Annotated in this window: 31 protein-coding genes; 10 read left to right on the top strand and 21 right to left on the bottom strand. The window is 71.2% G+C overall.

What is annotated here, in order from left to right; translation table 11 throughout:
* The 4 genes from AC162C_RS10755 to uppP form a co-directional block, all read right to left on the bottom strand.
* A partial coding sequence (locus AC162C_RS10755; protein ID WP_484097547.1) for a DMT family transporter occupies positions 1-923 on the bottom strand: 923 nt, incomplete at its 3' end.
* A 45-nt stretch (positions 924-968) separates the two neighbouring features.
* Complete coding sequence (locus AC162C_RS10750; RefSeq protein ID WP_484097546.1) at positions 969-1,328, bottom strand: cupin domain-containing protein; 360 nt, start codon at positions 1,326-1,328, stop codon at positions 969-971.
* A gap of 81 nt (positions 1,329-1,409) precedes the next feature.
* Positions 1,410-2,249, bottom strand: coding sequence for an alpha/beta fold hydrolase (locus AC162C_RS10745; RefSeq protein ID WP_484097545.1), 840 nt, complete (start codon positions 2,247-2,249; stop codon positions 1,410-1,412).
* Between the two features lie 46 nt (positions 2,250-2,295).
* On the bottom strand, positions 2,296-3,234 hold the full coding sequence (uppP, locus tag AC162C_RS10740; protein WP_484097544.1) for an undecaprenyl-diphosphatase UppP: 939 nt from the start codon (positions 3,232-3,234) through the stop codon (positions 2,296-2,298).
* 396 nt (positions 3,235-3,630) lie between these two features.
* On the opposite strand from uppP, the gene AC162C_RS10735 reads away from it, so the two are divergent.
* Positions 3,631-3,828, top strand: a complete 198-nt coding sequence (locus tag AC162C_RS10735; RefSeq protein ID WP_462973618.1) for a hypothetical protein — start codon at positions 3,631-3,633, stop codon at positions 3,826-3,828.
* 16 nt (positions 3,829-3,844) lie between these two features.
* Here AC162C_RS10735 and AC162C_RS10730 read toward each other — a convergent pair whose 3' ends face one another.
* The 11 genes from AC162C_RS10730 to AC162C_RS10680 all read right to left on the bottom strand — a co-directional run bounded on the left by AC162C_RS10730 (position 3,845) and on the right by AC162C_RS10680 (position 11,116).
* Entirely contained in the window at positions 3,845-4,030 is a 186-nt protein-coding gene (locus AC162C_RS10730; RefSeq protein ID WP_484097543.1) for a hypothetical protein, read from the bottom strand.
* Between the two features lie 129 nt (positions 4,031-4,159).
* On the bottom strand, positions 4,160-4,681 hold the full coding sequence (locus tag AC162C_RS10725; protein ID WP_484097542.1) for an adenine phosphoribosyltransferase: 522 nt from the start codon (positions 4,679-4,681) through the stop codon (positions 4,160-4,162).
* On the bottom strand, positions 4,678-5,331 hold the full coding sequence (gene ftsR / locus AC162C_RS10720; protein WP_484097541.1) for a transcriptional regulator FtsR: 654 nt from the start codon (positions 5,329-5,331) through the stop codon (positions 4,678-4,680). Before ftsR ends, AC162C_RS10725 begins: the two co-directional genes overlap by 4 nt.
* A 41-nt stretch (positions 5,332-5,372) precedes the next feature.
* The gene (locus tag AC162C_RS10715) at positions 5,373-5,837 is read right to left on the bottom strand and encodes an FHA domain-containing protein (RefSeq protein ID WP_484097540.1); all 465 of its coding nucleotides are present in this window, start codon (positions 5,835-5,837) and stop codon (positions 5,373-5,375) included.
* Positions 5,834-6,295 carry an RsiG family protein gene (locus AC162C_RS10710; protein ID WP_484097539.1) on the bottom strand — a complete coding sequence of 154 codons (462 nt, stop codon included), beginning with the start codon at positions 6,293-6,295 and terminating at the stop codon, positions 5,834-5,836. Before AC162C_RS10710 ends, AC162C_RS10715 begins: the two co-directional genes overlap by 4 nt.
* Before the next feature lie 123 nt (positions 6,296-6,418).
* Complete coding sequence (locus tag AC162C_RS10705) at positions 6,419-6,964, bottom strand: CDP-alcohol phosphatidyltransferase family protein (protein WP_484097538.1); 546 nt, start codon at positions 6,962-6,964, stop codon at positions 6,419-6,421.
* 65 nt (positions 6,965-7,029) lie between these two features.
* Entirely contained in the window at positions 7,030-7,539 is a 510-nt protein-coding gene (locus AC162C_RS10700) for a DsrE/DsrF/DrsH-like family protein (protein ID WP_462973625.1), read from the bottom strand.
* A gap of 17 nt (positions 7,540-7,556) precedes the next feature.
* Positions 7,557-7,874 carry a TusE/DsrC/DsvC family sulfur relay protein gene (locus AC162C_RS10695; protein ID WP_462973626.1) on the bottom strand — a complete coding sequence of 106 codons (318 nt, stop codon included), beginning with the start codon at positions 7,872-7,874 and terminating at the stop codon, positions 7,557-7,559.
* Between the two features lie 16 nt (positions 7,875-7,890).
* Positions 7,891-9,138: a type III sulfide quinone reductase, selenoprotein subtype gene (gene sqr, locus AC162C_RS10690; RefSeq protein WP_484097537.1), complete on the bottom strand. Its 1,248-nt coding sequence runs from the start codon at positions 9,136-9,138 to the stop codon at positions 7,891-7,893.
* Between the two features lie 162 nt (positions 9,139-9,300).
* Positions 9,301-10,014 carry an ABC transporter ATP-binding protein gene (locus AC162C_RS10685; RefSeq protein WP_484097536.1) on the bottom strand — a complete coding sequence of 238 codons (714 nt, stop codon included), beginning with the start codon at positions 10,012-10,014 and terminating at the stop codon, positions 9,301-9,303.
* Positions 10,007-11,116, bottom strand: coding sequence for an ABC transporter permease (locus AC162C_RS10680; protein WP_484097535.1), 1,110 nt, complete (start codon positions 11,114-11,116; stop codon positions 10,007-10,009). The genes AC162C_RS10685 and AC162C_RS10680 overlap by 8 nt, the downstream gene beginning before the upstream one ends.
* A gap of 116 nt (positions 11,117-11,232) precedes the next feature.
* Here AC162C_RS10680 and AC162C_RS10675 point away from each other — a divergent pair, with 116 nt between their 5' ends.
* From AC162C_RS10675 to AC162C_RS10665, 3 genes are read left to right on the top strand one after another with little or no spacing between them, the layout of a single operon-like run.
* The gene (locus AC162C_RS10675; protein ID WP_462973630.1) at positions 11,233-11,622 is read left to right on the top strand and encodes an archease; all 390 of its coding nucleotides are present in this window, start codon (positions 11,233-11,235) and stop codon (positions 11,620-11,622) included.
* On the top strand, positions 11,615-13,033 hold the full coding sequence (locus AC162C_RS10670) for an RtcB family protein (RefSeq protein WP_484097534.1): 1,419 nt from the start codon (positions 11,615-11,617) through the stop codon (positions 13,031-13,033). Before AC162C_RS10675 ends, AC162C_RS10670 begins: the two co-directional genes overlap by 8 nt.
* 31 nt (positions 13,034-13,064) lie before the next feature.
* Entirely contained in the window at positions 13,065-13,628 is a 564-nt protein-coding gene (locus AC162C_RS10665) for a tetratricopeptide repeat protein (protein WP_484097533.1), read from the top strand.
* A 39-nt stretch (positions 13,629-13,667) separates the two neighbouring features.
* On the opposite strand, the gene AC162C_RS10660 is transcribed toward AC162C_RS10665, so the two are convergent.
* A complete protein-coding gene (locus AC162C_RS10660) occupies positions 13,668-14,642 on the bottom strand; it encodes a glycoside hydrolase family 71/99 protein (RefSeq protein WP_484097532.1) in 975 nt (324 codons plus the stop codon).
* Positions 14,643-14,799: 157 nt separating this feature from the next.
* Between AC162C_RS10660 and AC162C_RS10655 the strand changes: the two genes are divergently transcribed.
* From AC162C_RS10655 to AC162C_RS10645, 3 genes are all read left to right on the top strand, one after another.
* A complete protein-coding gene (locus AC162C_RS10655) occupies positions 14,800-16,062 on the top strand; it encodes a DUF4397 domain-containing protein (RefSeq protein WP_484097531.1) in 1,263 nt (420 codons plus the stop codon).
* A 76-nt stretch (positions 16,063-16,138) separates the two neighbouring features.
* Positions 16,139-16,717 carry a sigma-70 family RNA polymerase sigma factor gene (locus AC162C_RS10650; protein WP_484097530.1) on the top strand — a complete coding sequence of 193 codons (579 nt, stop codon included), beginning with the start codon at positions 16,139-16,141 and terminating at the stop codon, positions 16,715-16,717.
* Entirely contained in the window at positions 16,714-17,307 is a 594-nt protein-coding gene (locus AC162C_RS10645; RefSeq protein WP_484097529.1) for an anti-sigma factor, read from the top strand. The genes AC162C_RS10650 and AC162C_RS10645 overlap by 4 nt, the downstream gene beginning before the upstream one ends.
* Before the next feature lie 24 nt (positions 17,308-17,331).
* Here the strand turns inward: AC162C_RS10645 and AC162C_RS10640 are convergent, their stop codons facing one another.
* On the bottom strand, positions 17,332-17,571 hold the full coding sequence (locus tag AC162C_RS10640; protein ID WP_462973637.1) for a hypothetical protein: 240 nt from the start codon (positions 17,569-17,571) through the stop codon (positions 17,332-17,334).
* A gap of 276 nt (positions 17,572-17,847) precedes the next feature.
* On the opposite strand from AC162C_RS10640, the gene AC162C_RS10635 reads away from it, so the two are divergent.
* Positions 17,848-19,575 (top strand): AMP-binding protein, encoded by a 1,728-nt coding sequence (locus AC162C_RS10635; RefSeq protein ID WP_484097528.1) that lies wholly within the window; start codon positions 17,848-17,850, stop codon positions 19,573-19,575.
* Here AC162C_RS10635 and AC162C_RS10630 read toward each other — a convergent pair.
* The 3 genes from AC162C_RS10630 to AC162C_RS10620 all read right to left on the bottom strand — a co-directional run bounded on the left by AC162C_RS10630 (position 19,530) and on the right by AC162C_RS10620 (position 21,999).
* The gene (locus AC162C_RS10630) at positions 19,530-20,183 is read right to left on the bottom strand and encodes a lysophospholipid acyltransferase family protein (RefSeq protein ID WP_484097527.1); all 654 of its coding nucleotides are present in this window, start codon (positions 20,181-20,183) and stop codon (positions 19,530-19,532) included. The two genes, AC162C_RS10635 and AC162C_RS10630, sit on opposite strands and share 46 nt — an antisense overlap.
* Positions 20,180-21,535 carry a nickel-dependent lactate racemase family protein gene (locus AC162C_RS10625; RefSeq protein WP_484097526.1) on the bottom strand — a complete coding sequence of 452 codons (1,356 nt, stop codon included), beginning with the start codon at positions 21,533-21,535 and terminating at the stop codon, positions 20,180-20,182. The genes AC162C_RS10630 and AC162C_RS10625 overlap by 4 nt, the downstream gene beginning before the upstream one ends.
* A gap of 125 nt (positions 21,536-21,660) precedes the next feature.
* Complete coding sequence (locus AC162C_RS10620) at positions 21,661-21,999, bottom strand: antibiotic biosynthesis monooxygenase family protein (protein ID WP_484097525.1); 339 nt, start codon at positions 21,997-21,999, stop codon at positions 21,661-21,663.
* A gap of 132 nt (positions 22,000-22,131) precedes the next feature.
* On the opposite strand from AC162C_RS10620, the gene AC162C_RS10615 reads away from it, so the two are divergent.
* Both AC162C_RS10615 and AC162C_RS10610 read left to right on the top strand, forming a co-directional pair.
* Positions 22,132-22,905, top strand: coding sequence for an SDR family NAD(P)-dependent oxidoreductase (locus AC162C_RS10615; protein ID WP_484097524.1), 774 nt, complete (start codon positions 22,132-22,134; stop codon positions 22,903-22,905).
* A 71-nt stretch (positions 22,906-22,976) separates the two neighbouring features.
* Positions 22,977-23,897, top strand: coding sequence for an endonuclease/exonuclease/phosphatase family protein (locus AC162C_RS10610; RefSeq protein ID WP_484097523.1), 921 nt, complete (start codon positions 22,977-22,979; stop codon positions 23,895-23,897).
* A gap of 61 nt (positions 23,898-23,958) precedes the next feature.
* On the opposite strand, the gene AC162C_RS10605 is transcribed toward AC162C_RS10610, so the two are convergent.
* Positions 23,959-24,375, bottom strand: a complete 417-nt coding sequence (locus AC162C_RS10605) for an ester cyclase (protein ID WP_484097522.1) — start codon at positions 24,373-24,375, stop codon at positions 23,959-23,961.
* Positions 24,376-24,678 lie beyond the last annotated feature (303 nt).

Genomic DNA, 24,678 nt, shown 5'->3' with positions numbered 1-24,678 from the left:
GGCGACACGGCGTCGGCGAGGTCCGGAGCGTCGAGGACGTCGTCCCCTCGTGGCGGTGTCCGCACCGCGGGCGCGGTCGCCTGGATCCCGACGGCGACGAGGACGACGGCGCCTCCGAGGAGTGTCGCCAGCGCCGGCCGCTCCCCGTAGGCGAGCCAGACCCAGATCGGGCTGAGGACGACCTCGAGGAGGGCGATCAGCGCGACCTCCGCGGGTGGGAGCAGGCGGGCGCCGACGGTGAAGAGCGCGAGCGCGAGGCCCATCTGGCCGATCCCGAGAGCGACGAGGATCGCCCAGTCGTCACCCCCTGCGGCCTGCGGCGTCACGAAGGGCGCGAGCGCGACGACGACGAGGGCCTGGGACAGGCACGTCGCGGGAAGCATCGACACCTCCCGTCGATGACGCGCGATGACGACATTGCCTGCGAACGCCGTGGTCATCAGGAGCGGAAGGAGCGTCGCCTCGGGCCCGGTGCCCACGGAGGCGCCTGCCATCACCCCCACGCCGACGATCGCGACCGCAACCGCCGCCCACGTCCTCCGCGTGACGACGTCGCCGAGGAGCAGCCAGCCGAGGAGGCCGGCGAGCATCGGGGCGGCGGCCTGCATGAAAACGACGTTCGCGACCGTCGTGTGGTTGAGGGCGAGGATGAACGTGCCGGAGGCGATCGCCATCAGGACGGCGAACAGGACGTCCCAGCGTCCCATGGAGCGGAACGCGGCAACGGCCCGGCCGCGGTGCGACACCACGACGATGACGAGCAGCGTGAGGAACGCGAACAGGGCGCGTCCGGCGACCTGGGTCGGGGCGTCCACGCCGAGCGAGCGCTGCCCGAGGCCCGCCGTCGACCAGGCGACTGCGGCCGTCGCGACCGCGACGCGTCCGCGTCGTGCCTCAGCGGCGAGGAGACGACGTCCCGGCATCGATGCGATCAGCGGCCTGCTCTCACGGCTCGATCGGGAACGTGCTCAGCCGCGCGGCGCGTACGCCCGGCCCGGCGTGCCTCCGAGCACGAGCACCGTCACGCCGTCGCCGCCCGGCACGAGCTTGCGCTTCTGCCCCGCCCCGACCCGAGCCATCGTGCCCGGTACGAGCTCCCAGGACTCGCCGCCGGCGGTCAGCGTCGCACTGCCCTCGAGTACGACGTACGCCTCCTCCTGCCCGTCCTCGGCGTGGTCGTGATCCGGGTAGCCGTCGTAGTGGGCCGGGAAGCGCTCGAGGTTCATCCCCCACGCTGTGACGCCGAGGCTCTTGCCTGCGAAGCAGAAGCGCCCCTTTCCCTCGTAGCTGTCGAGTTCGTCGAAGGTCTTGACGGTGACGTCGGCCATGGGTCCTCCTCAGTCGGCATGACGGGATGCGCACGGCGGAGACAGCGCGAACGGCGGCATCGGCTGTCGTCGCCGGGCCACCTAGACGCGCCCGCCGAACGAGCGCAGGGCATCGAGGAAGTCCTCCTGCTCCTCGTACGGGATCATGTGGGCCGAGTTCGCGAACACGACCTCGTCCGCGGTCGGGATCGCCTCGGCGAGCTCGTGGGCCGACCAGGCCGGCGTCGTGCGGTCGTGGGCGCCGCTGACGACGAGGACGGGCCGGTCGAACGAACGGAGCTCGGCTCGGCGGTCGACCATGCCGTACTCCCCGCCGCTCGCGAAGTGGCGGAGGACGTCGGGACGGTAGACGACGCGGTCGCGCCGGACGAACTCGGCGACGAGGGGCCCCTCGGGGTCGGCGAAGTGGAACGGCATCTGATCCGCCAGCAACTGCCTGCACTGCTCCGGTGTCTGCACGGTCGGCTCGAGCTCCCAGGAGGCGGTCACCTGCGCTCGGAGGTGCTCGGGCTCGAACGAGGCGAGCCGCTCGTGCACGGCGAGCAGCGCCTCGCGCGTCGCGACCGTCCCGACGAGCACGTAGCCGGCTGCCGACCCGTGCCGTGCCATGTGGCTCTGCGCGACGATCGAGCCGAAGCTCCACCCCATGAGCACGGGTTCGTGCAGCGCGAGCGCCCCGAAGAGCGCCTCGACGTCGTCCGCCATCCGATCGACCGTCCACGTCGAGGGATCGCCCGCATCGGAGCGCCCGTTCGCCCGGAGGTCGGGTGCGAGGATACGCCACCCCTCGGCTGCGAGCGGCTCGAGCACGGGGAACCACTCCGAGCCGTCGAGCCCGGGGCCACCGTGCAGCGCGACCAGCGGCCGTCCCTGTCCCAGTTCGTGGACGTGGAGCTCGATGTCGCCGACCGGAACGCGCACGGCCGGACTCTACGCCCTCGGACGCCGGGCCGCCTGCAGGGCCCGCTCAGAACCCCGCGCCGCGGGCGCCGGTCGCGATCACGAGGAGGATCAGCGCCGCAACTACGAGGCGGTAGACGACGAACACGTCGTACGTATGGCGGCGGACGTATCCGAGCAGCCACTCGATCGCGAGCAGACCGCTCCCGAGCGACGCCAGCACCCCGACGAGGAACGGCCCCTGCCATCCCGAGGGGAGGTCGCCGAGCAGGACGTCCGTCACCCCCTTGTACAGCACGGCCCCGAGCACCACGGGGACGAGCAGGAGGAACGAGAAGCGCGCGGCCGAGTCGCGGTCGAGCCCGAGGTAGCGACCGGCGGTGATCGTGACTCCGGAGCGCGAGACACCGGGCATGAGCGCGAGCGACTGGGCGAGCCCGATGCCGAGGCCCTGGACGAGCGTCAGGTCCGCCGGGCGCCGGGACTGTGGGCGCCTGTCGGCGAGCCAGAGCACGATCGCGAAGACGGCGAGCAGGATCGCTATCTGCCACGGCTCACCGAGGTGCTCCGCGATCACGTCCTCGAAGAGGAAGCCGAGCAGAGCTGCCGGGATCGTGGCGACGACGATCAGCCAGGCGACCTTCTCGTCGCCCGTCTCGATGCGCCGGGTCGCGAGCGTTCGTCGCCAGGCGCGGGCGAGCTCGACGAGGTCGGCGAGGAAGTACGCGCCGACCGCGAGCATCGTCCCCAGGTGGAGCGCGACGTCGAAGGTCTGGTTGAAGGCGTCGTTCTCCTGCAGGAACGTCCAGTCCCCGAGCCACGGGACGAGGATCAGATGTCCGGACGACGAGATCGGAAGGAGCTCGGTCGCGCCCTGGACGATCCCGAGGACGAATGCCTGCCAGTTGGGGAGCGAACCTGCCGTCTCCCCCGCTCCGGCCACCGTGAGCAGCGCGGCGAGCGCAAGCGATGCGCCGGCGACGGCGAAGACGACGGTGCGGCGCACGGCGCGATGGTAGACGATGCGGTCACCCGCATCGTCGGCGACCGCGGCGGACGTGTGCGGCGGTCTCCGCGCCGTCGTGCGTCCGCGGCCCGGGAGACGAAATGTCCGCAAATTGCTGAAAACCGGTGATCGCAGACCCTTGACCGTGTCTCCCGGAGCCCATAGGTTTCCGAGTGCACCGAGCACGGAGCGCGACTAGGTCGAAGCTCAGCGCGAAGGCTTTACGCGGAAGCGGATGGTCAGCGCGGTGAGTGGACGAAAGCGCCACCGGCTCGGTGAATTCTTTTCCGGAGGCCGGGTCGACGCCCGGCCTCCGTCGTGTCTCCACGCCGATCGCGCGCCGGGATCACGGCAGTCCCGTCGTGACCCCGCCGCGCGTTCGACTACGATCCCGACGTGCACCTCCGTGCCCCGAGCGTCGACCGCGGCGTCCAGAGCTTCCTCTGGGCGCTCGTCTTCTTCCTCGTCCTCTTCTTCGGGATGCTCGCGGTCGGTGTCGGCGGCGGTACCGCCGTGATCCTGTCGATCGTCCTCTCGCTCGCGATCTTCGTGCTCGTACGGACGCGTGGCGGAGGCGACGGCAGCAGCGACTAGCAGCCGCGAGTCGTGCTCAGCGGTGCCCGGAGAGCGTGATGCTCGACAGGAGCCTGCGCGCCAGCTCCGGGCCGACGGCCTCCTCGAGCCGGTCGCGCGGCGACCGGCGCTCGCTTCCCGCCGCCCCCAGGGCGAGGCAATGGCGCAGGAGGAGCTCGGAGGCACCGTCCTTGAACGGGAGGGATGCTGCCCCGGCGTTCATGAGATTTGTGATCGGCGGAGTGTCCGTCACGACAATCCCTCCCGGGAGTGAAGCGCTCCGCGTGCGCGCGACGGAGACGACGACCCCGCTCCGCCCGCGGAGCACAGGAAACCGCTCGGCCGCTGCTGGTCAGTAGCTGATCAGCGAGTGCACGTCGTACCCGTCGAGTCGGTCGCGACCGTGCAGGAAGCCGAGCTCGACGACGAACAGGGCGCCGACGACGACACCGCCGAGGCGCTCGACGAGGTCGATCTTCGCCCGGGCTGTCCCCCCCGTCGCGAGCACGTCGTCGAGCACGATCACGCGGGCGCCTTTCTTCAGCGCGTCGGCGTGCATCTCGAGGCGATCCGTGCCGTACTCCAGCTGGTACGTCGCCTCGACGGTCTCCCACGGGAGCTTGCCCGGCTTCCGCGCCGGGACGAACCCACACCCGAGCAGGTAGGCGAGCGCCCCGCCGAAGATGAAGCCCCTGGCCTCGGCCCCGAGGACGATGTCGGGCCGACGCGGCCGCGCCCAGTCCGCCAAGAGCTCGATCGACTCCCGGAACCCGTCCGGATCGGCGATCAGCGGCATCAGGTCCTTGAAGACGATCCCCTCCTGTGGGAAGTCGGGGACGTCCCGCACCATCGCGCGGAGATCGGCGGCCGTCACCGGTCAGCCACCTCGCGGAGGTCGCGGAGCAGCAGGAGCTGTGCGAGCTCCTGCGCCACGACTGCCAGCGCCGAGAGGTCGTCGAGCGCCTCCTTCCTCCGCTGGAGGTCACGCGAGCGGAGCCCCGGGGCGACGAGCTGCTCGAGAAGCGCGCTCTGCCGGCCGGCTGCCGTGCGGAACGCACGGAGGTGCCGCGCGTCGAGGCCGTGTCGTGCGATCCGGGCGCATGCCGCCGCGATGTCGGCTTCGTCCTCGCGGTAGAGGCGCTCCCCACTCTCGGTCCGTGACTGCAGGATGTCGAACTCCTCGAGCTGCCGGGCGAAGTCCGGGGTCACGCCCGCGCGTTCACAGAGCTCACCGAGATCGATCTCACGCGCCTCCGACTGGAGGCCGTGCGCGCGCCGACGGGCGCGTTCGGCGCTCGGCGCGTCGAGCTCCTCACGGATCACACGGAGCGGCAGGAACTCGTCCCGCTGCAGGCGGAGGATTGTCGTCAGGCGCTCGATGTCGTCCTCGCTGAACAGCCGGTATCCGCCACGCGTCCGCCGAGGGTGCAGGAGCCCCTGATCCTCCAGGTAGCGGATCTTCGAGATCGAGATGTCGGCGAACTCGTCGCGCAGCGCGTCGCAGACCGCGCCGATCGTGTGCATCTTCCCGGAGCCTGCCGGGGACGGAGTGCTCGTCGCCGTGCTCATCGTCGGAGGAACGTCAACCGGTACTTGCCGATCTGCACCTCGTCGTCGTCCTCGAGGACGGCGGACTCGATCCGTCGCCTGTTGACGAACGTGCCGTTGAGGCTGCCGAGATCACGAATCGTGAAGCGATCGTCCCCCCGCAGGATCTCTGCGTGCCGGCGGGAGACGGTGACGTCGTCGAGGAACACGTCGCATTCCGGCGAACGGCCGATCAGCGTCCGCTCGCCGGTCGGCGCGAAGGTCTCGCCCGCACGCCCTCCCCCCGCCCGCACGACGAGCACGGAGCCCTCCTGCGCGAGCTGCTCGGGAACCGAGCCCTCGGCGGCGGCCACCTCCTCCGGGGAGAGGCTGAGCGTCGTCTCACCACCGGACTGCGGTAGCAGCGCCGCCCCGCATCGCGCGCAGTAGTTGGCGGCCTCCGGGCTCTGGAAGCCGCACTCCGGGCAGTACACGTGGGTCATCGCGGTCCGCCGAGGATCGGGCCGAGGTCCTGCGGGCCGACGTGGTCGTCGCGCGAGCGCTTCTGACGCTCGGCCTTCACGATCTCGATCTGGGCGTGGACGACGCGGCGCTCGAGCGACACGTCGTCCTCCTCTCGCTCGAGCTCGCGGATCATCTCTCGCAGCGCGTCGTCGGAGAGCGAGTCGAGCTCGGGCAGCACCTCGATCTCGTGCTCCGCGGGAAGCGTGCCGGTACCCGAGTACAGCGGCCGCTCGAGGCGGTCGGGCGCCGGGAGGTCGACCACCCCTGCCGCGACCTGCGCCTTGAGCCGCGCTGTCCGCTCGGCGCGGAGGATGTCGATGCGCCCGTGGAGCAGCCGCCGTCGGCGCGAGAGCGCTTCCTCTCGCTCCTCCAGGCCGCGCAGGACGTCGTGCAACTCGTCGTCGGACAGCGGGCCGAGATCGGGGAGTGTCTCCACTGTGTCCTTTCCGTCGGGGCTCCGGTCTGATTGAAGCAGCCGCGTCACCGAGGGGTCAACCTCAGCTTGAGGCTTTCTCCGGGTTCGCGCTCCGCGCGCGTCTCCCTCCCCGCCCGCCCCGGCTCAGCGCACGTGGCGGCGGGCCTTGACCACGTACTGCACGCCGGCCGCGACGGCCAGGCCGACACCGATCCAGAAGAGGACGAGTGGCCAGTCCGTCCCCTTCTCGGTGACGATCACGCATCCGAGCGAGAAGTAGAGGATCCACGTCGCCAGCTTGCCGAGGAAGCTGACCTCGAACGCGTACCCACGGGGGACGACCACCTTGTATCCGAGCACGAGCACGAGGTCACGGGCGAGGACGATCACGGCGGCCGGCCAGGGGATGCGCCCGTCGGCCCAGAGCAGGACGACCGCGACGCCGATCATCAGCCGGTCGGCGAGCGGGTCCGCCACGGTGCCGAACTGCGACTCGACCTGCCAGCGACGGGCGAGCCAGCCGTCGAGCTGGTCGGTGACCGCTGCACCGGCGAACACGATCCCCGCCCACCACGCAGGCCCGTCGCCGGCCTGGACGTAGAGGACGACGAAGAGCGGGATCGCCGCGAAGCGCGCCAGGGTCAGCGCGTTCGGCAGCTGCCGCAACGCGGAGGACTCGGACGCCGCCATGCGGGCGAAGGATACGCCGCCACCGTCCCTGCGGGACGCGGGACGGCCGGGGATGTCGGGCGACGCTACGTGAAGACGATCTCGGCGCCGGCGGCGCGCTCGTAGAACTCGCCGACGGTGATGATGTCGTCGACCTGCGGGACGAACGAGTCCTTGTCGAGCCCGAACATGTCGACGGTCGCCTTGCAGGCGTAGAGCCCGGCCCCCGAGTCGGAGACCAGCTCCACGAACTCCGGCACGGGCGGGATGTCGAGCTTCTCCATCTGGCGCTTCATCATGCGCGTCGCGAGCGCCGACATCCCGGGGATCGCCCCGAGCAGCGTCGGCATGTGCATCCCGGGGTTCCCCACCGTCGCGACCTTGATCTTCGCGTTCCGGCCCTTCCGGATCGCGTCGAGACCGAAGAACGTGAAGAACACGTCGGCCTCGATCCCCTCCATGCGGGCGCCGTTCGCCATGATCAACCCCGGGTAGATGCCCTCGAGGGAGCCCTTGGAGATGACGATGCAGACCTTCTTGAGCGGCTCGGACGTCTCCTCGAACTGTGCCTCGAGCTCCTGGATGACCTCGGTCACCGGTGTCACTCCTCTCGTTAGATGCAGCCGCGGGGCTTCGGGATCCCGCCGATCTTCGCGGCGAGCTTCGCAGGGCCCTTGGGGAACAGCTGGTAGAGCTCCTTGATCGGCACGCCCGACTCCTTGCCGAGCGACCGGATCGACGGAGCACTGCCCGTCGACAGGTACGTGTCGCGCATGTAGCGGACGACGAGCCAGTGGCGATCGGTCAGCTCCGGCACGTCGTTCGCCGACGCGATCTCTCGCGCGATCTCCTCGCTCCACTGCGCGGGGTCGACGAGGAATCCCTCGGCGTCGATCTCGACGGTCGTCCCTGCGATCTCGGTGGTCGTCATCGATGCTCCCTCCGTTTCAGGTCAGTGCGTCCGCTCGCTGCTTGCCCGCCATCGACAGGGTAGGCGAGATGCCCGGGACGTCGTGGCCGGGGAGCAGCACGTGCCAGTACACGCGCTCGAACATGAGCTTGGCGAGGTGATTGAGCCGGGACTCCTTGAGCAGCGGGAGACCGAACGCCCCGGGGAAGTGGCCCGGGAGCGGCTCCGTCTCGTAGTTGAAGTCGATCAGCAGCGCCTTGCCGAACCCGGTCTCGATGAAGCAGTTCGCGTGCCCGTCGTAGTGGCCCGACACGGGCTCCCCGGCGAGGAACCGTTCGATGTTGGCGCAGAGGATCTCTCCCTCGAAATGGGTGACCGAGCCCGCCTTCGACGTCGGCAGGTTCGTCGCATCGCCCAGCGCGAAGACGTTGGGCGACGCCTGCGACTGGAGGGTGGCCGGGTCCGTGGGCACGAAGCCGAGGTCGTCGCCGAGCCCGGGTGAGCGCTGCACCCACTCCTGCCCGCCGTGGAGCGGGACGATCGCGAGCACGTCGAACGGGATCTCGCGCTCGTCGTAGCTGACGAGCCGCCCGTTGACGCCGTCGACCTCGCCCGTGTTGAACTCGGTGACGAGGTTGATGTCCTTCTCGGCGAGAAGCGTGCCGAGGTGGGACGACGCGATCGGCTTGGTGAACGCGCCGTCGAGCGGCGTCACGAAGTCGATCTCGACGTCCTTGCGGATCCCGCGCTCGTGGAAGTACCAGTCGGCGAGGAACGCGAACTCGAGGGGTGCGACCGGGCACTTGATCGGGAGGTCGACGAAGTTGATGACCAGCCGGCCGCGCTCGAAGCGCTCGAAGGCGTCGTTGAGGGCCCGGGCGCCCTCGCGGTCGTAGAAGGTGAACACCGTCTCCATCCATCCGGGCCCCGGTAGGCCCTCGGTCTCCTCGGGCTGCAGCCGTGCGCCGGTCGCGATCACGAGGACGTCGTAGTCGAGACGCCGTCCGTCCATCAGATGCACGGCGTCCTCGTCGGTCTCGACGCGGTCGACCTCACCGAGCACGAACTCGACGCCCTTGCGGAGCTGCGCGCTCCGTGAGCGCACGATCTCGTCGGGGTGGGCGAGCCCGAACGGCACGAAGAGCAGGCCCGGCTGGTAGACGTGCTCGTCGTCGCGATCGACGACGGTGATCAGGACGTCGTCCGGTGCCGTGTGGCGGCGCAGCCGGTTCGCGATCAGCGTGCCACCCGTTCCCCCTCCCAGAACCACGATCCGTTGTGCCATCTGCGCCACCTCCCGGCCTCTGATCCGCGTCTCCCCCACCTTTGCTGGCCGGTCGAACCCTACGCAAGCGTGGATGTCAGGAACGCGGCTGCGGGGAACTACGGGCGGGCGATCCGGGGAAGCGCAGGGCGGGCGTCATCGACCCGCGAGCGACGCCCGCCGTCAAGCGATTGCGACGGCGGTCTCGGGGCCGATCGGCACGTCGTCGAGGTCGACCGCGCGGCCGTCGAGCATGTGCACCAGCCGCTGCGCTCGCGCGGCGACGCCGGGATCGTGGCTCACGAGCACGAGCGTCGTGCCGCTCTCGGCACGGATCGTCTCCAGCAGGTCGAGGACCTGGCCCCCCGCACGCGAGTCGAGGCTCCCGGTCGGCTCGTCGGCGAGCAGGATGCGGGGATCGTTCGCGAGTGCGCGCGCGATCGCCACCCGCTGTCGCTCGCCTCCGGAGAGCTGCGTCGGTCGGTGCGTCTCGCGCCCCTCGAGCCCGACGAGCCCGAGGAGCTCTCGTGCCCTCGCTGCGCGCTCGCGGCCGCGGTAGGCGAGCTCGAACATCGGCACCTGCACGTTCTCGGCCGCGGTCAGCGACGGCAGCAGGTTGTGGAGCTGGAAGACGATGCCGATGTGACGGGCGCGGTAGTGGCTGAGGTCGCGCTCCCGCGCGAGGTCGTGGCCGGCGACCCGGAGCGACCCGCTGTCCGGGCGATCGAGTGCTGCGATCAGGTGCAGGAGCGTCGACTTCCCGCACCCCGACGGGCCGACGATGCCCACGAACTCGCCCTGACCGACGCTCAGGCTCATGCCGTCGAGCGCGACGATGCGTCCGTCCTCGTACGTCTTCGTCAGGTCGTGGGCCTCGATCGCGAGCGGCTCATTCATGGCGGAGCGCCTCCATCGGCGACAACCGCACAGCGCGGATCGCGGGATACAGCGCGCCCACGAGGGCGACGCCGACCGCGATCACTGCGCCGCGCACGAAGAGGTCGGGCGGGTACGCGGGCTCGAGCACGCTGCCGATCGCCGGCACGAGCGTCACGAGCCGCGTCGCCCCGATTCCGAACAGGATCCCGACCCCGGCGGCCACGATGCAGAGCGTCAACGACTCGCCGATCACGAGGCGGACGACGCGGGACCCGCGCCAGCCGACGGCACGAAGGATCCCGATCTCGCGCGTCCGCTCGAAGACGGACATGATCATCGTGTTCATGACGCCGATCGCGCCGATCACGATCGCGAGCAGGGAGATCGCGAGGTTCGCGGCGTCGAGCAGCTCGATGCCCTGATCGACCTGTGAGTACTCGTCGGCGGTGCTGATCGCGGCGAATCGCGTCGACGACGCCGTCACCCGCTCCATGACCTCGTCGACCGGTGTGCCGCCCTCGACGACGACGTAGATGGCGGTCAGGAGGCCGGGCTTGCGCACCGCCGCCTGCACTCCGGCCAGGAGCGCATAGGCGCCGCTCGCCTCGAAGCGGGCGTCGGTCTCGTGCACACCGACGACGGTGAAGGACCGCCCTTCGACCTCGACCACGTCTCCGGGTGCCGCTCCGAGCGATCGCGCCGCATCCTGTCCGAGGAGGATCTCCGAGCTCGAGACCGGGAGGCGGCCACGGGTCACGTCGAGGCCCATCGCCGCGAGCGCGTCGCGCTCGATCCCCCACGTCATGAAGAACGGGTTCGCGCCGACGCGCGAGACGACGAACAGGGCTCCCCAGGCGCGCCCGACTCCCTCCACCCCTTGCACGACGGCCAGGTCGTCCTCCGGGAGCGTGCTGAACGTCATGTCCGCCGCGCCTTTCTGCGCGACCATGAAGTCGGCGCCGCCGATGTGCGCGAGCTCCTGGGCGGATGCCTTGAAGCCGCTCGTGATGGCGCCCAGCGCGACCACCGTCGTGATCCCGATGCCGATCCCGAGGATGGTCAGGAGCGACCGCGTCCGGTGGCGCACGAGATTGCGAAAGACGAGCGTGAAGAAGCTCACACCTCGAGCATCGCCCGGGCAGGAGCCGTCCGCATCGGCGACGACGCGGATTCGGTGCGCCTGGAATCCCGGATCCTCCCGTCCCGGGATCTCCTCACGGCGTAGAGTCGAGGGTGGTGTTCCGGTTCGTCGAGCACACCGGTGAGGTCGAGGTGGAGATCGAGGCCGCCACGCCGGAGGGCGTGCTCGAAGAGTCGGTTCGCGCGTTCGGCGCGCTCGTCGAGCGCGGACGCACGGGCCGACCGGCGACGCGGGAGGTGCGCGTCGACGGCGCCGACCTCGCGAGCCTCCTCCCCGCGCTCGTCGACGAGCTCGTCTTCCTCGTCGACACGGACGGCTTCGTGGCACTCGATGCGTCCGCGAAGGTCGACGGAACCCACGTCGTCGCGACGCTGGAGGGGGTGCTCGACGAGCCTGCGCCGCTCGTCAAGGCGGCGACGCTCCACCGTCTCTCGTTCGAGCCGGCGGACGGTGGCTGGCGCGCGCGGGTGGTGCTCGATGTCTGAGCTCCAGCGGGTCGGAGAGGTCGTCTGGGAGCTCCCGTCGTCGAGCCGTGCCGACATGCGCGTGCCGGCACGCGTGATCGCCGACGAGGAGATCCTCGACGAGATCCGCGGCGACCTCTCGCTCGACCAGCTGGCCAACGTCGCCACACTCCCCGGGATCGTCGACGCCGCGATCGCGATGCCCGACATCCACCAGGGGTACGGCTTCCCGGTCGGTGGGATCGCCGCGACGCTCGTCGCCGACGGGGTCGTGTCGCCCGGGGGCGTCGGGTACGACATCAACTGCGGCGTCAGGCTACTCGCGCTGCCGCTCTCCGAGACGGAGCTCGGGGCGCGACGCGAGGCGCTCGTCCACGAGATCTCCCGCGCCGTCCCCGCGGGTGCCGGCAAGCACGGAGCACTGGACCTCGGTGAGGCGGAGCTCGACGCCGTCCTCCGCGACGGCCCGAGGGCTCTCCCCGGCACCCCGGCGGACGACGTCGAGCGAACCGAGTCGCACGGACGGCTCGACGGCGCGGATCCACAGGCCGTCAGCGAGCGGGCGCGACGTCGCGGGCACGCGCAGCTCGGGACGATGGGATCGGGGAACCACTTCGTCGAGCTGCAGGTGGTCGACCACATCGCCGACGTCGGCACGGCCGAGGTGTTCGGGCTCGCGGACGGTCAGGTGACGGTACTCGTGCACTCCGGCTCGCGCGGGCTCGGCCACCAGGTGTGCACCGACTACGTGCGGACGATGGACAGCGCCCTCAGGCGCTACGAGATCGTCCTCCCCGACCGGCAGCTGGCCTGCGCACCCGTCACGTCCCCGGAGGGCAGCAGGTACCTCGCCGCGATGTGTGCGGCAGCCAACTTCGCCTGGGCGAACCGGCAGGAGATCGCGAACCGCGTGCGCATGGCGATCGCCACGGTGCTGGGCTCCGAGGTGGCGGACGGGACCCGGCAGGTCTACGACGTCGCGCACAACATCGCGAAGACGGAGCGCCACCACGGCGTCGAGGTGTGCGTGCACCGCAAGGGGGCGACGCGGGCGTTCGCCGCCGGCTCGGTCGACGTCCCCGAGGAGTACCGCGCCGTCGGGCAGCCGGTGTTCGTCCCCGGGAGCATGGGGACCGCGAGCTTCGTGCTCGTCGGGAGGCCCGGCGCGATGGAGCTGACGTTCGGCACCGTCTGCCACGGAGCGGGCAGGCGGCTCTCCCGGACCGCGGCGCGGAAGCGCATCGGCGGGCACGAGCTCCGCCGGCAGCTCGAGGCACGCGGCATCGTCGTCCGCAGCCCGAGCGCCAAGGGCCTCGCCGAGGAGGCGCCGTTCGCGTACAAGGACGTCGACCACGTCGTCGCCGTCGTCGAACGTGCCGGGCTCGCGAGCCGCGTCGCCCGGCTGACGCCGCTCGGCGTCGTCAAGGGGTAGGCGACCGCGGCACTCCAGCTACGCTGCCGACGTGGACGTCACGGAACAGACCTTCGACGACGACGTCGTCTCACGGTCCTCGAGCACGCCCGTGGTGGTGGACTTCTGGGCCGCCTGGTGCGGGCCGTGCCGGACGCTGACGCCGATCCTCGAGCAGGAGATCGACGCCCACGGGGGAGCAGTGGTGCTCGCCAAGGTCGACGTCGACGCGAACCCCGGGCTCGCGGCGCGCTTCGGCGTCTCCGGCATCCCTGCCGTGAAGGCGTTCCGGGACGGGCGGGTCGTCGCCGAGTTCGTCGGAGCGCGATCACCGGCGTCGGTCCGGTCCTGGCTCGAGGAGGTGCTCGCACCTCCGCGCGCCGACACCCTGGTCGAGGAGCTCCGCGAGTCCGGTGAGCTCCCCGACGTCGTCGTCGCCCTCGACGAGGGCGACGTCGAGCGCGCGCTGGAGCTCATTCTCGAGGCCGTCCCCATCGCCGATCAGGCCGGACGGGAACGGTTGCGCGAGGTCGCCGTCGCGCTCTTCGACCGTCTCGGGCACGACGATCCGACCGTCGCCGGCTACCGTCGCCGGCTCGCGAGCGCGCTCTACTAGCGTCGCGCCTATCGCTCCGCGGATGCGGGACGAGATGCGCTAGCGCGCGTGCAGCTGTCGCACCCAGTACGCCGTACGCGACAGGTAGGCCTTCTCGGCCTCCGCTCCCCGCAGGCCGTACGCGCCGTCGTACGACCCGTACGGCGGGCCCACTGCACGCGCCGCCTCGATCTGCGTGCCCTCGTGCCACTCGTTGTAGCTCGTGATCGTGACGATCTCGGCCCGCGCGCGGAGTGCGCGCTTCCACATCGAGTCGTAGCGTGTGCCGCGCTTCCGCAGGCGGACCCGCGGGTCGCCCGTCGCGGCTCGCGCGTCGAAGCCCGGGCCGACCGATGGAGCACAGAAGAGGGCGAGTCGCCGCGCCGAGGCGCAGACCCGTGCGAACGACGTCCCGTCGTAGACGTACACGTCGTAGGTGTAGAGGCCGTCGAAGCCGCCGGCCTTCGCTCTCCCGGGGAGCGACGTGTTCGCGAAGACGCGCACGCCGTCGAGGGGCGCGAGCGCCGCTGCCCAGTCCGCGTCAGCGTCGACGAGCGAGTCGTAGACGTAGAAGTCGTCGACCCCGCGCGCATGGAGGTCGACGATGGCGGCCGCGACGGATTCCGGCGTCCGGCCGCGCCACGGCTCGACGTGGATGCCGACGCGCAGCTCTGCCGCCGAGGCCTCCCTGAGGACGAGCGCAAGCCGGGCGTCCTCCCGCGACCCCGGTCCCCACCAGGAGACGATCACCGTGTCCACCTGCATCTCCTCGATCTCCCGCATGTGCGCCCGGACGACGTTCGTGGCGCTGGACGAGTACGGGCCACGCGCTGGGTAGAAACGGGCCGCGAGGCTGGCCGACGGCTGGTGGCCGTTCTGGTTCCAGTGCTCCCAGCCGCCGTCCTGCTCGGGGTTGCCCCACCACGGGTAGTAGAAGATCGCAGCCTCCCCACCCGTGAGATCGACCTCGGGAACGGCTGCGAGCCCGGCGCCTGCCAGCCCGAGACACGCGACTGCGAGCACTAGCCACCGCATCGTTCGCGGAACCCTACCGCGGCTAGGGGCACCTTCCTCCCCGAGGACGAGCAGCCGTGACGGTCTCCGGCTGCGTCGCCGAGTCCGGCGCGAGTGATCCGGGGTCGCGTGGCCGCCGTATATGTTGGACATATCTTCGACAAACGGAGGGTAGGAGATGTCACTTCGACTCAAGCTGCTGATCACCGCGCTCGTCGCGCTCGCGTTCACCGCGTTCGCGCCGGGCGCCTTCGCGGCTGCAAAGGTCCGGGTGCTGCACAGCGCGCCGGACGTCCCGGCCGTCGACGTCTACGTCAACGGCAACAAAGCGGTCGACGCGCTCGCACCGCTCGTCGCAACCGACTACCTCGAGCTCCCGGCGGGCTCCTACGACGTCGCGGTGCGCGTCGCCGGCAGCCCGGCCACGTCGGCCCCCGCGCTCAGCACGTCGATCACCGTCGAGGACGGCAAGGCCTACACGGGCTACGCGACAGGGTTCCTGGGCGACGGGTCGGTCAAGCTCGGCGTTCTCGAGGACATCGCCCGTGCGCCCTTCGGCGCGAGCGCGATCCGCGTCTGGCACAACTCGCCGGACGCGCCGAACGTCGACATCGTCGTCAACGGACAGACGGCCCTCACGAACGTCCCGTACGGCACGGCCTCCGACTACCTGCGTCTCCCTGCAGGCTCGTACGACGTGAAGGTCAACGTCACCGGCACGACGACGACCGTGTTCGAGGCGTCACTGCCGCTCGAGGCCGGTCAGGCCTACACCGCAGTGGCGATGGGCTCGGTCACCGGCAAGGGCGCCGCCTTCAAGGTCTCGCTCCTCGAGGACGCGACCTCCGGTGCGCTCGTGCGCGTGCTCCACGCGTCGCCGAACGTCCCTGCGGTGAGCGTGTTCGTCAACGGCCAGCGCGCAATCGCGCGGCTCGGCGCCCTGAAGGCCTCGGGGTACCTGCCGCTCGCGCCCGGCACCTACAACATCGCCGTCGGTCTCGCGGGCCAGCCGCTCTCGAAGGCCGTGCTGCGGACGAAGCTCACCGTCAACGACAAGACGCGGTACACGGCGCTCGCACGCGGCCTGCTCAAGGGCAAGGGAGCGCGCAAGCTCCAGCTCGCCGTGCAGCGTGACATCACCGCCGCACCGCAGGGCAAGTCGGCCGTCCGCATCTGGCACCTCTCGCCCGATGCTCCTCGTGTCGACGTGTTCGTGAACGGGAAGAAGACGCTCTCGCGCGTGCCGTACAAGGCCGCGTCGAGCTACCTGACGCTCGATCCGGGCACGTACCGCATCCAGATCCGGGTCGCCGGCACGAAGACGGTCGTCTTCAACGGGCGCATCACGACCAGGGCGAACACCGCGGTGAGCGCAGTCGCGCTCGGCTCGGTGGCGAAGAACGGCCTGAAGTTCAGGGTCTCCGTCCTCCGGGATGCCTGAGACGCTGACACGACCGTCGCTTCAGGAGGCGGCCCCCCCGGGGGCCGCCTCCGAGCGCTTCTGGGACAATGAGCGCGTGATCACGCCGGATGAGCTTCCGGGACGTGAGGACGCTCCGATCGTCGCCCGCGTCGCCGACGGCGATGCCGAGGCACTCCGTCTCCTCTACGAGCGCTACGGCACCCTCGTGTACTCCTTCGCCTTCAAGATCACCAACGACGCCGGGCTCGCGGAAGAGGCGACCCAGGACGTCTTCGTCGCTCTGTGGCGGCGGGCGGGATCGTACGACCCGAGCCGCGCGAAGCTCTCGACATGGCTCCTCACGGTGACGAGGAACCGGGCGATCGAGCTCGTACGGCAGCGGCAGCGCCGTCCCGAGGCCCACGCCGACATCGAGCTGGAGGGGCAGGCGCCCGATCCCGCGGCGCTCGTCGTCGACGCCGACGTCGCACAGCGCCTGGCAGAGGCGATGGCGGAGCTGCCCGACGAGCAGCTCGAGGTGCTGCGTCTCGCCTACTTCGCGGGCCTGTCGCAGTCGGAGATCGCCTCGGTGATCGGAATTCCGCTCGGAACCGTAAAAGGAAGGATGAGGCTCGCGCTCGATCGGCTGCGCAGCATCGTCGATACGTACGACCTCTCCCCGGAGCTCCGATGACCGACTACGACGTCGACCGGCCCGAAGATCGCGACATGCTCGTCGCCCTGCAGCGCCTGCTCCCCCCGGTGTCGCCCCCCGCAGATCTCTTCGACCGCGTGCTCGACGACGTCCGCGGGGAGGCCACCGTCGTTCCGCTCCGACCTCGCACCCACCGTCTGCGCGGCTGGACGGCAGGTGCGGTAGCAGCCGCCGTGGCTGCGGCCGCCGCGATCGCGATCGGTGTCTCGCTGAGCGGTGACGGCCTCGGCACCCCCGACGCGACGGCGGCGATCGTCGGCAAGAGCGTCCCCGACGTGCGCGGTGAGGCGCGCCTCTACGACGCCGGTGCCGACGGCGGTCACGTCCTCGTCACGCTGCAGAACGTGCCTCCTGCTCCCTCCGGGCACCACTACGAGGTGTGGGTCCTCCGCGAGGGTACGACCGAGATGGAGTCCGTCGCGGTGTTCACCCCCGTATCGGACACCGTCGAGCTCGACGTGACGCTGCCCGGGCCGGGTCAGTACGTCGCCGTCGACATCTCGGTCGAGGAGGACGGCGGCCCACCCGAGCACTCTCCCACGAGCCTCGCGACGGGCACCTTCTCGTAGGCGGCGCGATCCGGCGCGGGCCCGTCAGCCTGCGGGATCGAGGTCGCTCAGGCGCTCGCGCTCCTCGAGCGCGGCGCGCTCTCTGACGATCCGCTCCCGGGCGCGCTCGAGCACGTCGTCGAAAAGGTCGCCGAGATGGTCGGCGGGCGCGCGACCGTCGCCCGCCCACGCGCGTGGCAGGAGCCGTCGTGCCTCGTCGCGGTGCGCGCGGCACGACTCCCAGTGGGACTGGAGTCGGCGGTCGACGTTGTCGAGCACGCTCACGGTATCGGCTGCCGATCGCCCGGCCTGAACCCGTCCGTGTCGGCCGTGGCGAATCGATGCGAGCGCGTGACCGTGAAGGGAGTGCAGCGTCGGGGGCGAAGAACGAGCCTCGGCCGGGTCGGTGCCGGCGTCCCCAACCCCTCCCCCGTCTTGGGGGCGCATGTTCTCGGTGCCGGCCCGGCCTTCTCCGTCCGGGGTGCGAGTCGGGGCGGATGGCGAATCAGTGTTCTCACCGATGACGGGCCGACGCGGCGTCACGATGCTGGTGACAGGCCGATGGACGGTGTCTCGAGAGACATCCAGGGCACGGCCGCGACTCGTCCGTGGCTGCGCTTCTACGGCGACATCCCGGAGGCGCTCGACTTCCCGCCGGTGACCGTCGACGAGGCCGTGATGCGGGCGGCACGGCGTTTCCCCGACCGTCCTGCCTACGACTTCCTCGGCACGACGGCGACGTACCGGGAGTTGGGTGCCGCGATCGAGCGCTGCGCGGGCGCGCTCTCGTCGCTCGGGCTGCGCAGCGGCGACCGCCTGACGATCTCGATGCCGACGAGCCCGCAGGGGGTGATCGCGTTCTACGGCGCCATGCGCCTGGGCGCCGTCCCGTCGATGATCCATCCGCTCTCGACCGCGTCGGAGATCGCCTCGTACCTCACCCTGTCCGACTCGAGGATCGCCCTCACGCTCGACGCCTTCTATCGGCCCTTCGCGGAGGTGCGCGATCGCACGCCGCTCGAGACGCTCGTGCTCTGCCGCATCATCGACGGCCTCCCGTGGTACAAGCGGCTCGCGTTCCGGCTGACGAAGGGGCGCAAGATCCCACCCGTCCCGGACGATGCAGCGGTTCACTGGTGGTCGGAGCTGATGGCTCGTGACCACGCTCCTCCCACGCCGTCGCAGGCAGTGCCGGACGACATGGCGACGATCCTCTACTCCGGCGGGACGACCGGGACGCCGAAGGGCATCATGCTCTCGCACGAGAACGTCGTCAGCGAGGGCACGATGGTCACCTCGTGGGTCGGGCTGACGGAGGCCGACGTCGTCCTCGCCGCCCTCCCCATCTTCCACGGCTTCGGCCTCGCGTCGCTCGTGAACGCCCCGCTGATGACGGGCTCGAGAGTGGTGATGGTCCCGATCTTCGACCCGGCGATGATCGCGAAGGTGATCCGGAAGACGCGACCCACGCTCGTCGCCGGCGTGCCGACCCTGTACGACAGCCTCGCCCGCAGCCCGGAGCTCCGCAAGGCCGATCTCTCGTCGCTTCGCGCCGCGTTCTCCGGCGCGGACGCGCTGCCGCGGGCCGTGAAGGATCGGTTCGAAGCGCTCGTCTCGGAGCGCGGCGGATCGGTGACGCTCGTGGAGGGATACGGCCTCACGGAGTCCGTGACGGCCGTGATGTGCATGCCGCTGCACGCGTACCGCGAGGGCTCGATCGGCGTGCCGCTCCCGGGGATGCTCGCCGGCATCTTCCGCCCGGGCGCCGACGAGGAGGTCCCCGCGGGAGACGAGGGCGAGATCTGCCTGTCGGGGCCCGCCGTGATGATGGGCTACCTCGACAAGCCGGATGCGACGGCCGACACGCTGCGCATCCACGCGGACGGTCGGACGTGGCTCCACACCGGGGACATCGGGCACGCCGACGAGGACGGCTTCTTCTACTTCCGGAGCCGGCTCAAGCGGATGATCAAGTCCTCGGGGTTCAACGTCTACCCGACCGAGGTGGAGGCCGTGCTGCGAGAGCACCCCGCCGTGGACGACGCCTGCGTGATCGGCATTCGCGACGAGTCCCAGGGCGAGCGCGTGAAGGCGTTCGTCGTGCCCGTCGGAGGGGTGGAGCCGAGCGACGAGCTCGCCGACGAGCTCATCGGGCACTGTCGGGACGCGCTCATCAAGTGGTCGTGCCCGCGCGAGGTGGAGTTCCGCGCCGAGCTCCCGCTGACGAAGGTCGGGAAGGTCGACTACGTCGCCTTGGAGCGGGAGGCGAACGCGGCCGCAGCCGGCTGACCGAGTCCCGCCTCGAGCTCCCGGATCGCGTCCCAGAGCCGTTCCGTCGCGATCCCTGCCGCGTCGGCGTCCCTGGCGTCCAGGTCGTCCAGCGGGATCGGTTCGCCGAACGCGATCTCCCACCGACCGAGGTGACGAACCTGGTCGGTGCCCCGGAGCGCCGCCGGGACGAGGGGCACGCCCGCCGCGAGCGCGGTGCGGGCAGCGCCCGTGTGCGGCTGGTGCACGCGGCCCGATCGACGACGTGCGCCCTCGGGCATGATCACGACCGCATGGCCTGCGCGCGCGAGGCGCGCCGCGACGTCGACGCTGCTCCCCGCGCCACCGCGCGACGGGAAAGCGCCGAGGAACCGCACGAGGGGGCCGAGGAGCCGCCGCCTGAAGAGCTGGGGCTTCGCCATGTGACGAAGCCAGCGGGACGGCAGCGGATAGGCGAGCGCGACCACGTCCCAGCCCGAGAGGTGGTTCGCCGCGAGCACGAGCCCGCCGTCGGGGACGCTCTCGACCCCTCGCACCCGCACCCGGAAGAGGAGCCGGAGGAAGGGTCGCGTGGCCAGCGCCGCGAGGCGGTACGCCGGTTTCGGCCGTGCGGAGACGGACGCGCTCACGGGCCGAGCTCGGGGTAGGTCGCCCCCCCGTCCGGGAACACGACCGCGTGCGCCGTGTCTCCGACGAGCATCCGTGCGCGGACGATCGCCGCCTCGGGAGAGTCCACGAACTCGGCGAACGGCAGCCCGGCGCGCACGTCGTCGGGCACGGTCGGCGCGTAGAGGAGGAGTGTGGCGCGGCGCATCGCCTGCAGGGCGAAGTAGAGGAAGAACCGGTCCTCCTCCCCCATGCCGCCGAGCCTGAGGCGCGGCACGAGCCGCACGAGCAGCGGCGCGAGGGCCGTGAGCGCGCGTCGCCCCAGGCGCCTGCGCCCGCCTGCGAGCCCGACCTCGCCGACCCCCTCCTCCGCGCGGATGAGCGCCACGAGGACGCCGCCCTTCCGCACGGCCCTGATCGCGTTGCCGACCGCCTTCATGCCCTGCCGCAGGTCCTGGTCCATCGGGTGGGAGTCGGTGATCACGACGTCCACCGGCGCGTCGAGGGGCACGGCGAAGATCCGGCGACTCGTCCGCATCCCTTCGCGGTGGGCGTCGACCGAGTGCCCGGAGACGATGCGCACGACGCCGAGCCCGCCGTTGAGAACGGCGTCGACGACGAAGACGGGAGGAGCCAGCATCGCCGCGGCTTCCTCGAGGTCGAGCCGCATCGGACTGTCCTCGGCCGTCCGCCCGACGCCGTCGAAGGTCTCCGGCGTCGTGTGGAGTGCGTGGTTGTGGCCGATCGTCGCGCGGCCGGCGACGCCCGGAACGAGGATCTTCGCGCCACCGCCGAACCCGGCGATCAAGTGCGGCTCGATGCACCCGATCGCGACGACGAGGTCTGCGCCCGCGACGGTCCGGTTCACGAGGACGGGCGTGCCCCGCGAGGTCGTCCCCAGTCGCACGAGCCGTTCGCCGTCGTCGCAGTCGTGGTTCTCCCAGCGCACGCCGTCGAGCGACTCGGGCCCACAGCGCTCGATGAGCTCCGCGTCCACCATCGGCCGATGCAGGCCGAGCGCCGTCACGAGCGTCATGTGCGCCCGGGATGCCCCGGCGCGCTCGAGCTCGGCGATCACTTCCGGCAGGATCGCAGCGACCGGCGTGGGCCGGCTCCCGTCGTCCACGACGAGGGCGACACGCGTCTCGCGGCCTGCCAGCACGGTGAGCGGCGGCATCCCGATCGGTGCGCGCAGGCTGTCACGGACCGCCTCCGCCACGTCGGCGACGGGAGCCGCGTGCGCCGGTGCGAGCGTCGTCACGCTCCACGCCGGCGGGAGCGTGAGCTCGAGCGACTCCTGCCCCCACGGCAGGGCGATCGCACCGTTCGACGGGGTTCGGAGGCCCTCAACGTCCGTCGCTCCCACAGCCGGCACCCGGCATCACCTCGCCTGCTCATGCTCGCGTGCGCCGTCGTCCGCTGCATCAGCGGCCCTGCGGATTGGCGTTACCCGGAACTACGGAGACGGCGAGCGCCCGCTGCCGCGTGTCGGCGTGCCTCTCAGCCCGTCGAGCCGCGCGACGGCGCGGGACGATCCTCGACGATCTCGTAGTGGCTGGAGCGCTCCTCGAACCGCGCGAGGACGCGCCGAGCCGCGTCCGGGACGTACGCACGCTCGTACTCGTCGCCGGCGAACGAGCGAACCGCGTCGAGGCTCGCGAAGCGCATGAGCGTGACGAACTCCGTCTCGGCACCGAGCGGCCGTCTCGCGAGCGTGATCCCGAGGAACCCCGGGACGGCGCGCGCCTCGATGCCCGGGACGATCTCCTCGCGCAGCAGCTGCTCGTACGTGTCCGCCTGCTCCTTGGTCGTCCATCCCCTCCAGATGCGAATGACCACCTGCTCTCCTCTCGTGTCGACCCGCCCGAGCGTTGCACGACGCCTCCCATGGGCGCAACCGGCGCGGGAGCACCCGGACGACCGGGCGGAGCATCGCTGCGGTCGATCGGCCGACGTGATGGAATGGGTGTCGTGTTCCGTCTGGACGGCAAGGTCGCGGTGATCACGGGCGCGGCATCCGGCATCGGTGCGGCGACCGCGCGGCTGTATGCGGAGGCGGGCGCCGCGGTCGTGCTCGGCTGGTACCCCGGGGATCCCCACGACGTGCGACCCGTGCTCGACACCGTGACCGCGCTCGGCGGGAAGGCGATCGCCGTCGAGGTCGACGTCTCCGACGCGTCCGACGTCGCGCGGCTGATGCGGTCGGCGGTCGACGGTCTCGGTGGGCTCGACGTCGTCGTCGCCAATGCCGGGATCGCGCGCCGGGTGCCGAGCGCCGAGCTCTCGGACGACGAGTTCCACCGACTGCTCGACGTCGACCTGGTCGGCGTGTTCCGCTGCTTCCGCGAGGCGATCCCGACGATGCGCGCGCAGGGTCGGGGGCGACTGATCGCGACGAGCTCGATCGCGGGTGCGCACTACGGCTGGCCGGATCACGTCCACTACACCTCCGCGAAGGCGGGCATCGTCGGGCTCGTCCGGACGCTCGCCCTCGACGTCGCGCGCGACGGGATCACGGTCAACGCCGTGGCCCCCGGGGTCGTCGTCACGCCGCAGTCCAGCGATCCGGTCAACTCCCTCGGGCCTGCAGGGCTGGAGACCTTCGCCGACGCCGTCCCCGTGGGCCGCAACGGGCGCCCGGAGGACATCGCGGCGACGTTCCTCTACCTCGCCAGCGACGAGGCGGCGTTCCTCACCGGTCAGACGCTGATCGTCGACGGCGGCGTCTCGCTCCAGCTCGTCTGAGACGGGCGGTCCGGCCGCGCCCCGGCGGCGGGCGGAGTGCGACGATCGGCCGCCGGAGGCACGATGTCGCTGTGCGCAGGGCGATCGTGATCCTCGTCGCGGTGCTCGCCACGAGCGTGGCGGGCGGACTGCTCGACGGGATCGTGTGGCCGGGGACGGCGCTCGCGCTCTTCCGCCCCCAGTTGACGCTCGTGCTGCTCGTCGCGACCGTCGTCGCTCTCGCGCTCGGGCCGCGCTGGGTCGGGATCGCCGGCCTCGGGCTGGCGGTGCTCGGGGTCGCACTCCTCGTCCCGGCGCTCACCGACCCACGTCCTGAGCCGCCCATCGACGACCGGCCGGTCGTCCGCGTGCTGGCGCTCAACCTCTGGGCCCGCAACGACGACGTCGATGCCGTCTCGCGGCTCATCGAGCGCGAGCGTCCGGACGTGATCGCGCTCAGCGAGCTCACGCCCGCCTGGGCGCGTGCCCTCGCACCCGTCCTGCGGGAGCACCGCGTGCGCGCCACGGCGCCGGGGCCGGGAACGAGCGGGATCGGCCTCTACGGACGCGGGCCCCTGCGAGGCGCGGTGGTCGTGCGCGTGCCTCGCGGCGGACGCCACGCCCTCGAGGGTCGGATCGCCCTTCCGGACGGACGTACGGCCTGGCTGCTCGTCACGCATCCGCCGTCGGCGCTGCTACCGGGCGACCAGGGCGCGCACGAGGAGGCGCTGTCGGCGATTGGTGGATGGGCCCGCGCACACGGCTCGAGTGCCGTCGTGTGCGGCGACCTCAACGCCCCGGCCTGGACGCGCTCGCTGCGCCGGGCGCTCGCGGCGGGCGACCTTCGCGCGCTGCTCCCGGGCGGCCTCGTCGCCGGCTCGTGGCCGGCGCTGCCCCCGCCCCTTCGCATCTCCATCGACGGCTGCCTCGTCGGTCGTGGGGTGCGCGCCCGCGCCGAGCTCGGCCCCCGGGTCGGCTCCGACCACCTGCCGGTCCTCGTCGAGCTCGCCTGAGCGCGCAGGCCCCGTGGGCGCCCTCACGGGCCACGGGACGGCGCGGGCTGCGGCGACGCCGCTATGCCCAGCCGAGTTGCTGCAGGCTGATCGCGTCGTTCCAGATCTTCGTCAGGTGGCGGATCCGGTCACCGTCGAAGTCCATGACGTAGACGTAGTCGGCCTCGGCCGCCTTCCCCGTCGGCGGCACCGGCCCGCCCTCGCCCGTGTGCGTCCCACGGAAGACGCCGTAGGCGGCGACGTTCTGCCGAGCCTCGTCGACGGCGAACGAGCGAACCTCGTAGCTGGCGTCGGGCAGCGGCCCGAGGAGCCCCTTCATCCAGTCGGCGTACCCCTCGACGGTCTCGATGCCCTGGAGCGCGTCGGCCTGTGCGGAGAATGTCGCGCCGTCGTGGCAGAAGGCGCGGCAGCCCTCCCAGCCCGCGCCGGAATCACAGGCCTCGAAGAACTGCTCGGCCGTCTCCCTGATCGAACTCATCGCGACTCCTTCCTGAAGGTGCGATTGGCGAGAGGGGCAATCTACCTCAGCGGAACCTCCACGAAGTGGATCGAGATGCAGGAGTCCCGCCTGGGCACGGTGCATGCAGCGTGCTCAGCCTCCTCGTCATGCGTTGTGCCGTACCCGACGATCCGTCCGCGATCGCCTCAGCCTCCACGACGTTCCACGGCTTCAGTGCACATGAGGTCGACCCGGGAGAAGGTCGTCGTGGACTTCACCTCGGCCCCCTGCTCTCCATCAGGTGACGTTCCCGAGCACTGGCCCAGGAGGCAGTCCCTCTCT

It is taken from the genome of Gaiella sp., from assembly GCF_057140465.1.
The sequence above is the reverse complement of the archived record's forward strand: the minus strand, read 5'-3'. Positions and strand labels throughout refer to the sequence as shown.

Bases quoted from the DNA above. Each gene is read 5' to 3' on its own strand.
- AC162C_RS10750 (WP_484097546.1), bottom strand. From the start codon at position 1,328: ATGGCCGACGTCACCGTCAAGACCTTCGACGAACTCGACAGCTACGAG.
- AC162C_RS10730 (WP_484097543.1), bottom strand. From the start codon at position 4,030: ATGAACGCCGGGGCAGCATCCCTCCCGTTCAAGGACGGTGCCTCCGAG.
- ftsR (WP_484097541.1), bottom strand. From the start codon at position 5,331: ATGCACACGATCGGCGCGGTCTGCGACGCGCTGCGCGACGAGTTCGCC.
- AC162C_RS10715 (WP_484097540.1), bottom strand. From the start codon at position 5,837: ATGACCCACGTGTACTGCCCGGAGTGCGGCTTCCAGAGCCCGGAGGCC.
- AC162C_RS10705 (WP_484097538.1), bottom strand. From the start codon at position 6,964: ATGGCGGCGTCCGAGTCCTCCGCGTTGCGGCAGCTGCCGAACGCGCTG.
- AC162C_RS10695 (WP_462973626.1), bottom strand. From the start codon at position 7,874: ATGACGACCACCGAGATCGCAGGGACGACCGTCGAGATCGACGCCGAG.
- sqr (WP_484097537.1), bottom strand. From the start codon at position 9,138: ATGGCACAACGGATCGTGGTTCTGGGAGGGGGAACGGGTGGCACGCTG.
- AC162C_RS10685 (WP_484097536.1), bottom strand. From the start codon at position 10,014: ATGAATGAGCCGCTCGCGATCGAGGCCCACGACCTGACGAAGACGTAC.
- AC162C_RS10670 (WP_484097534.1), top strand. From the start codon at position 11,615: ATGTCTGAGCTCCAGCGGGTCGGAGAGGTCGTCTGGGAGCTCCCGTCG.
- AC162C_RS10660 (WP_484097532.1), bottom strand. From the start codon at position 14,642: ATGCGGTGGCTAGTGCTCGCAGTCGCGTGTCTCGGGCTGGCAGGCGCC.
- AC162C_RS10655 (WP_484097531.1), top strand. From the start codon at position 14,800: ATGTCACTTCGACTCAAGCTGCTGATCACCGCGCTCGTCGCGCTCGCG.
- AC162C_RS10645 (WP_484097529.1), top strand. From the start codon at position 16,714: ATGACCGACTACGACGTCGACCGGCCCGAAGATCGCGACATGCTCGTC.
- AC162C_RS10635 (WP_484097528.1), top strand. From the start codon at position 17,848: ATGGACGGTGTCTCGAGAGACATCCAGGGCACGGCCGCGACTCGTCCG.
- AC162C_RS10605 (WP_484097522.1), bottom strand. From the start codon at position 24,375: ATGAGTTCGATCAGGGAGACGGCCGAGCAGTTCTTCGAGGCCTGTGAT.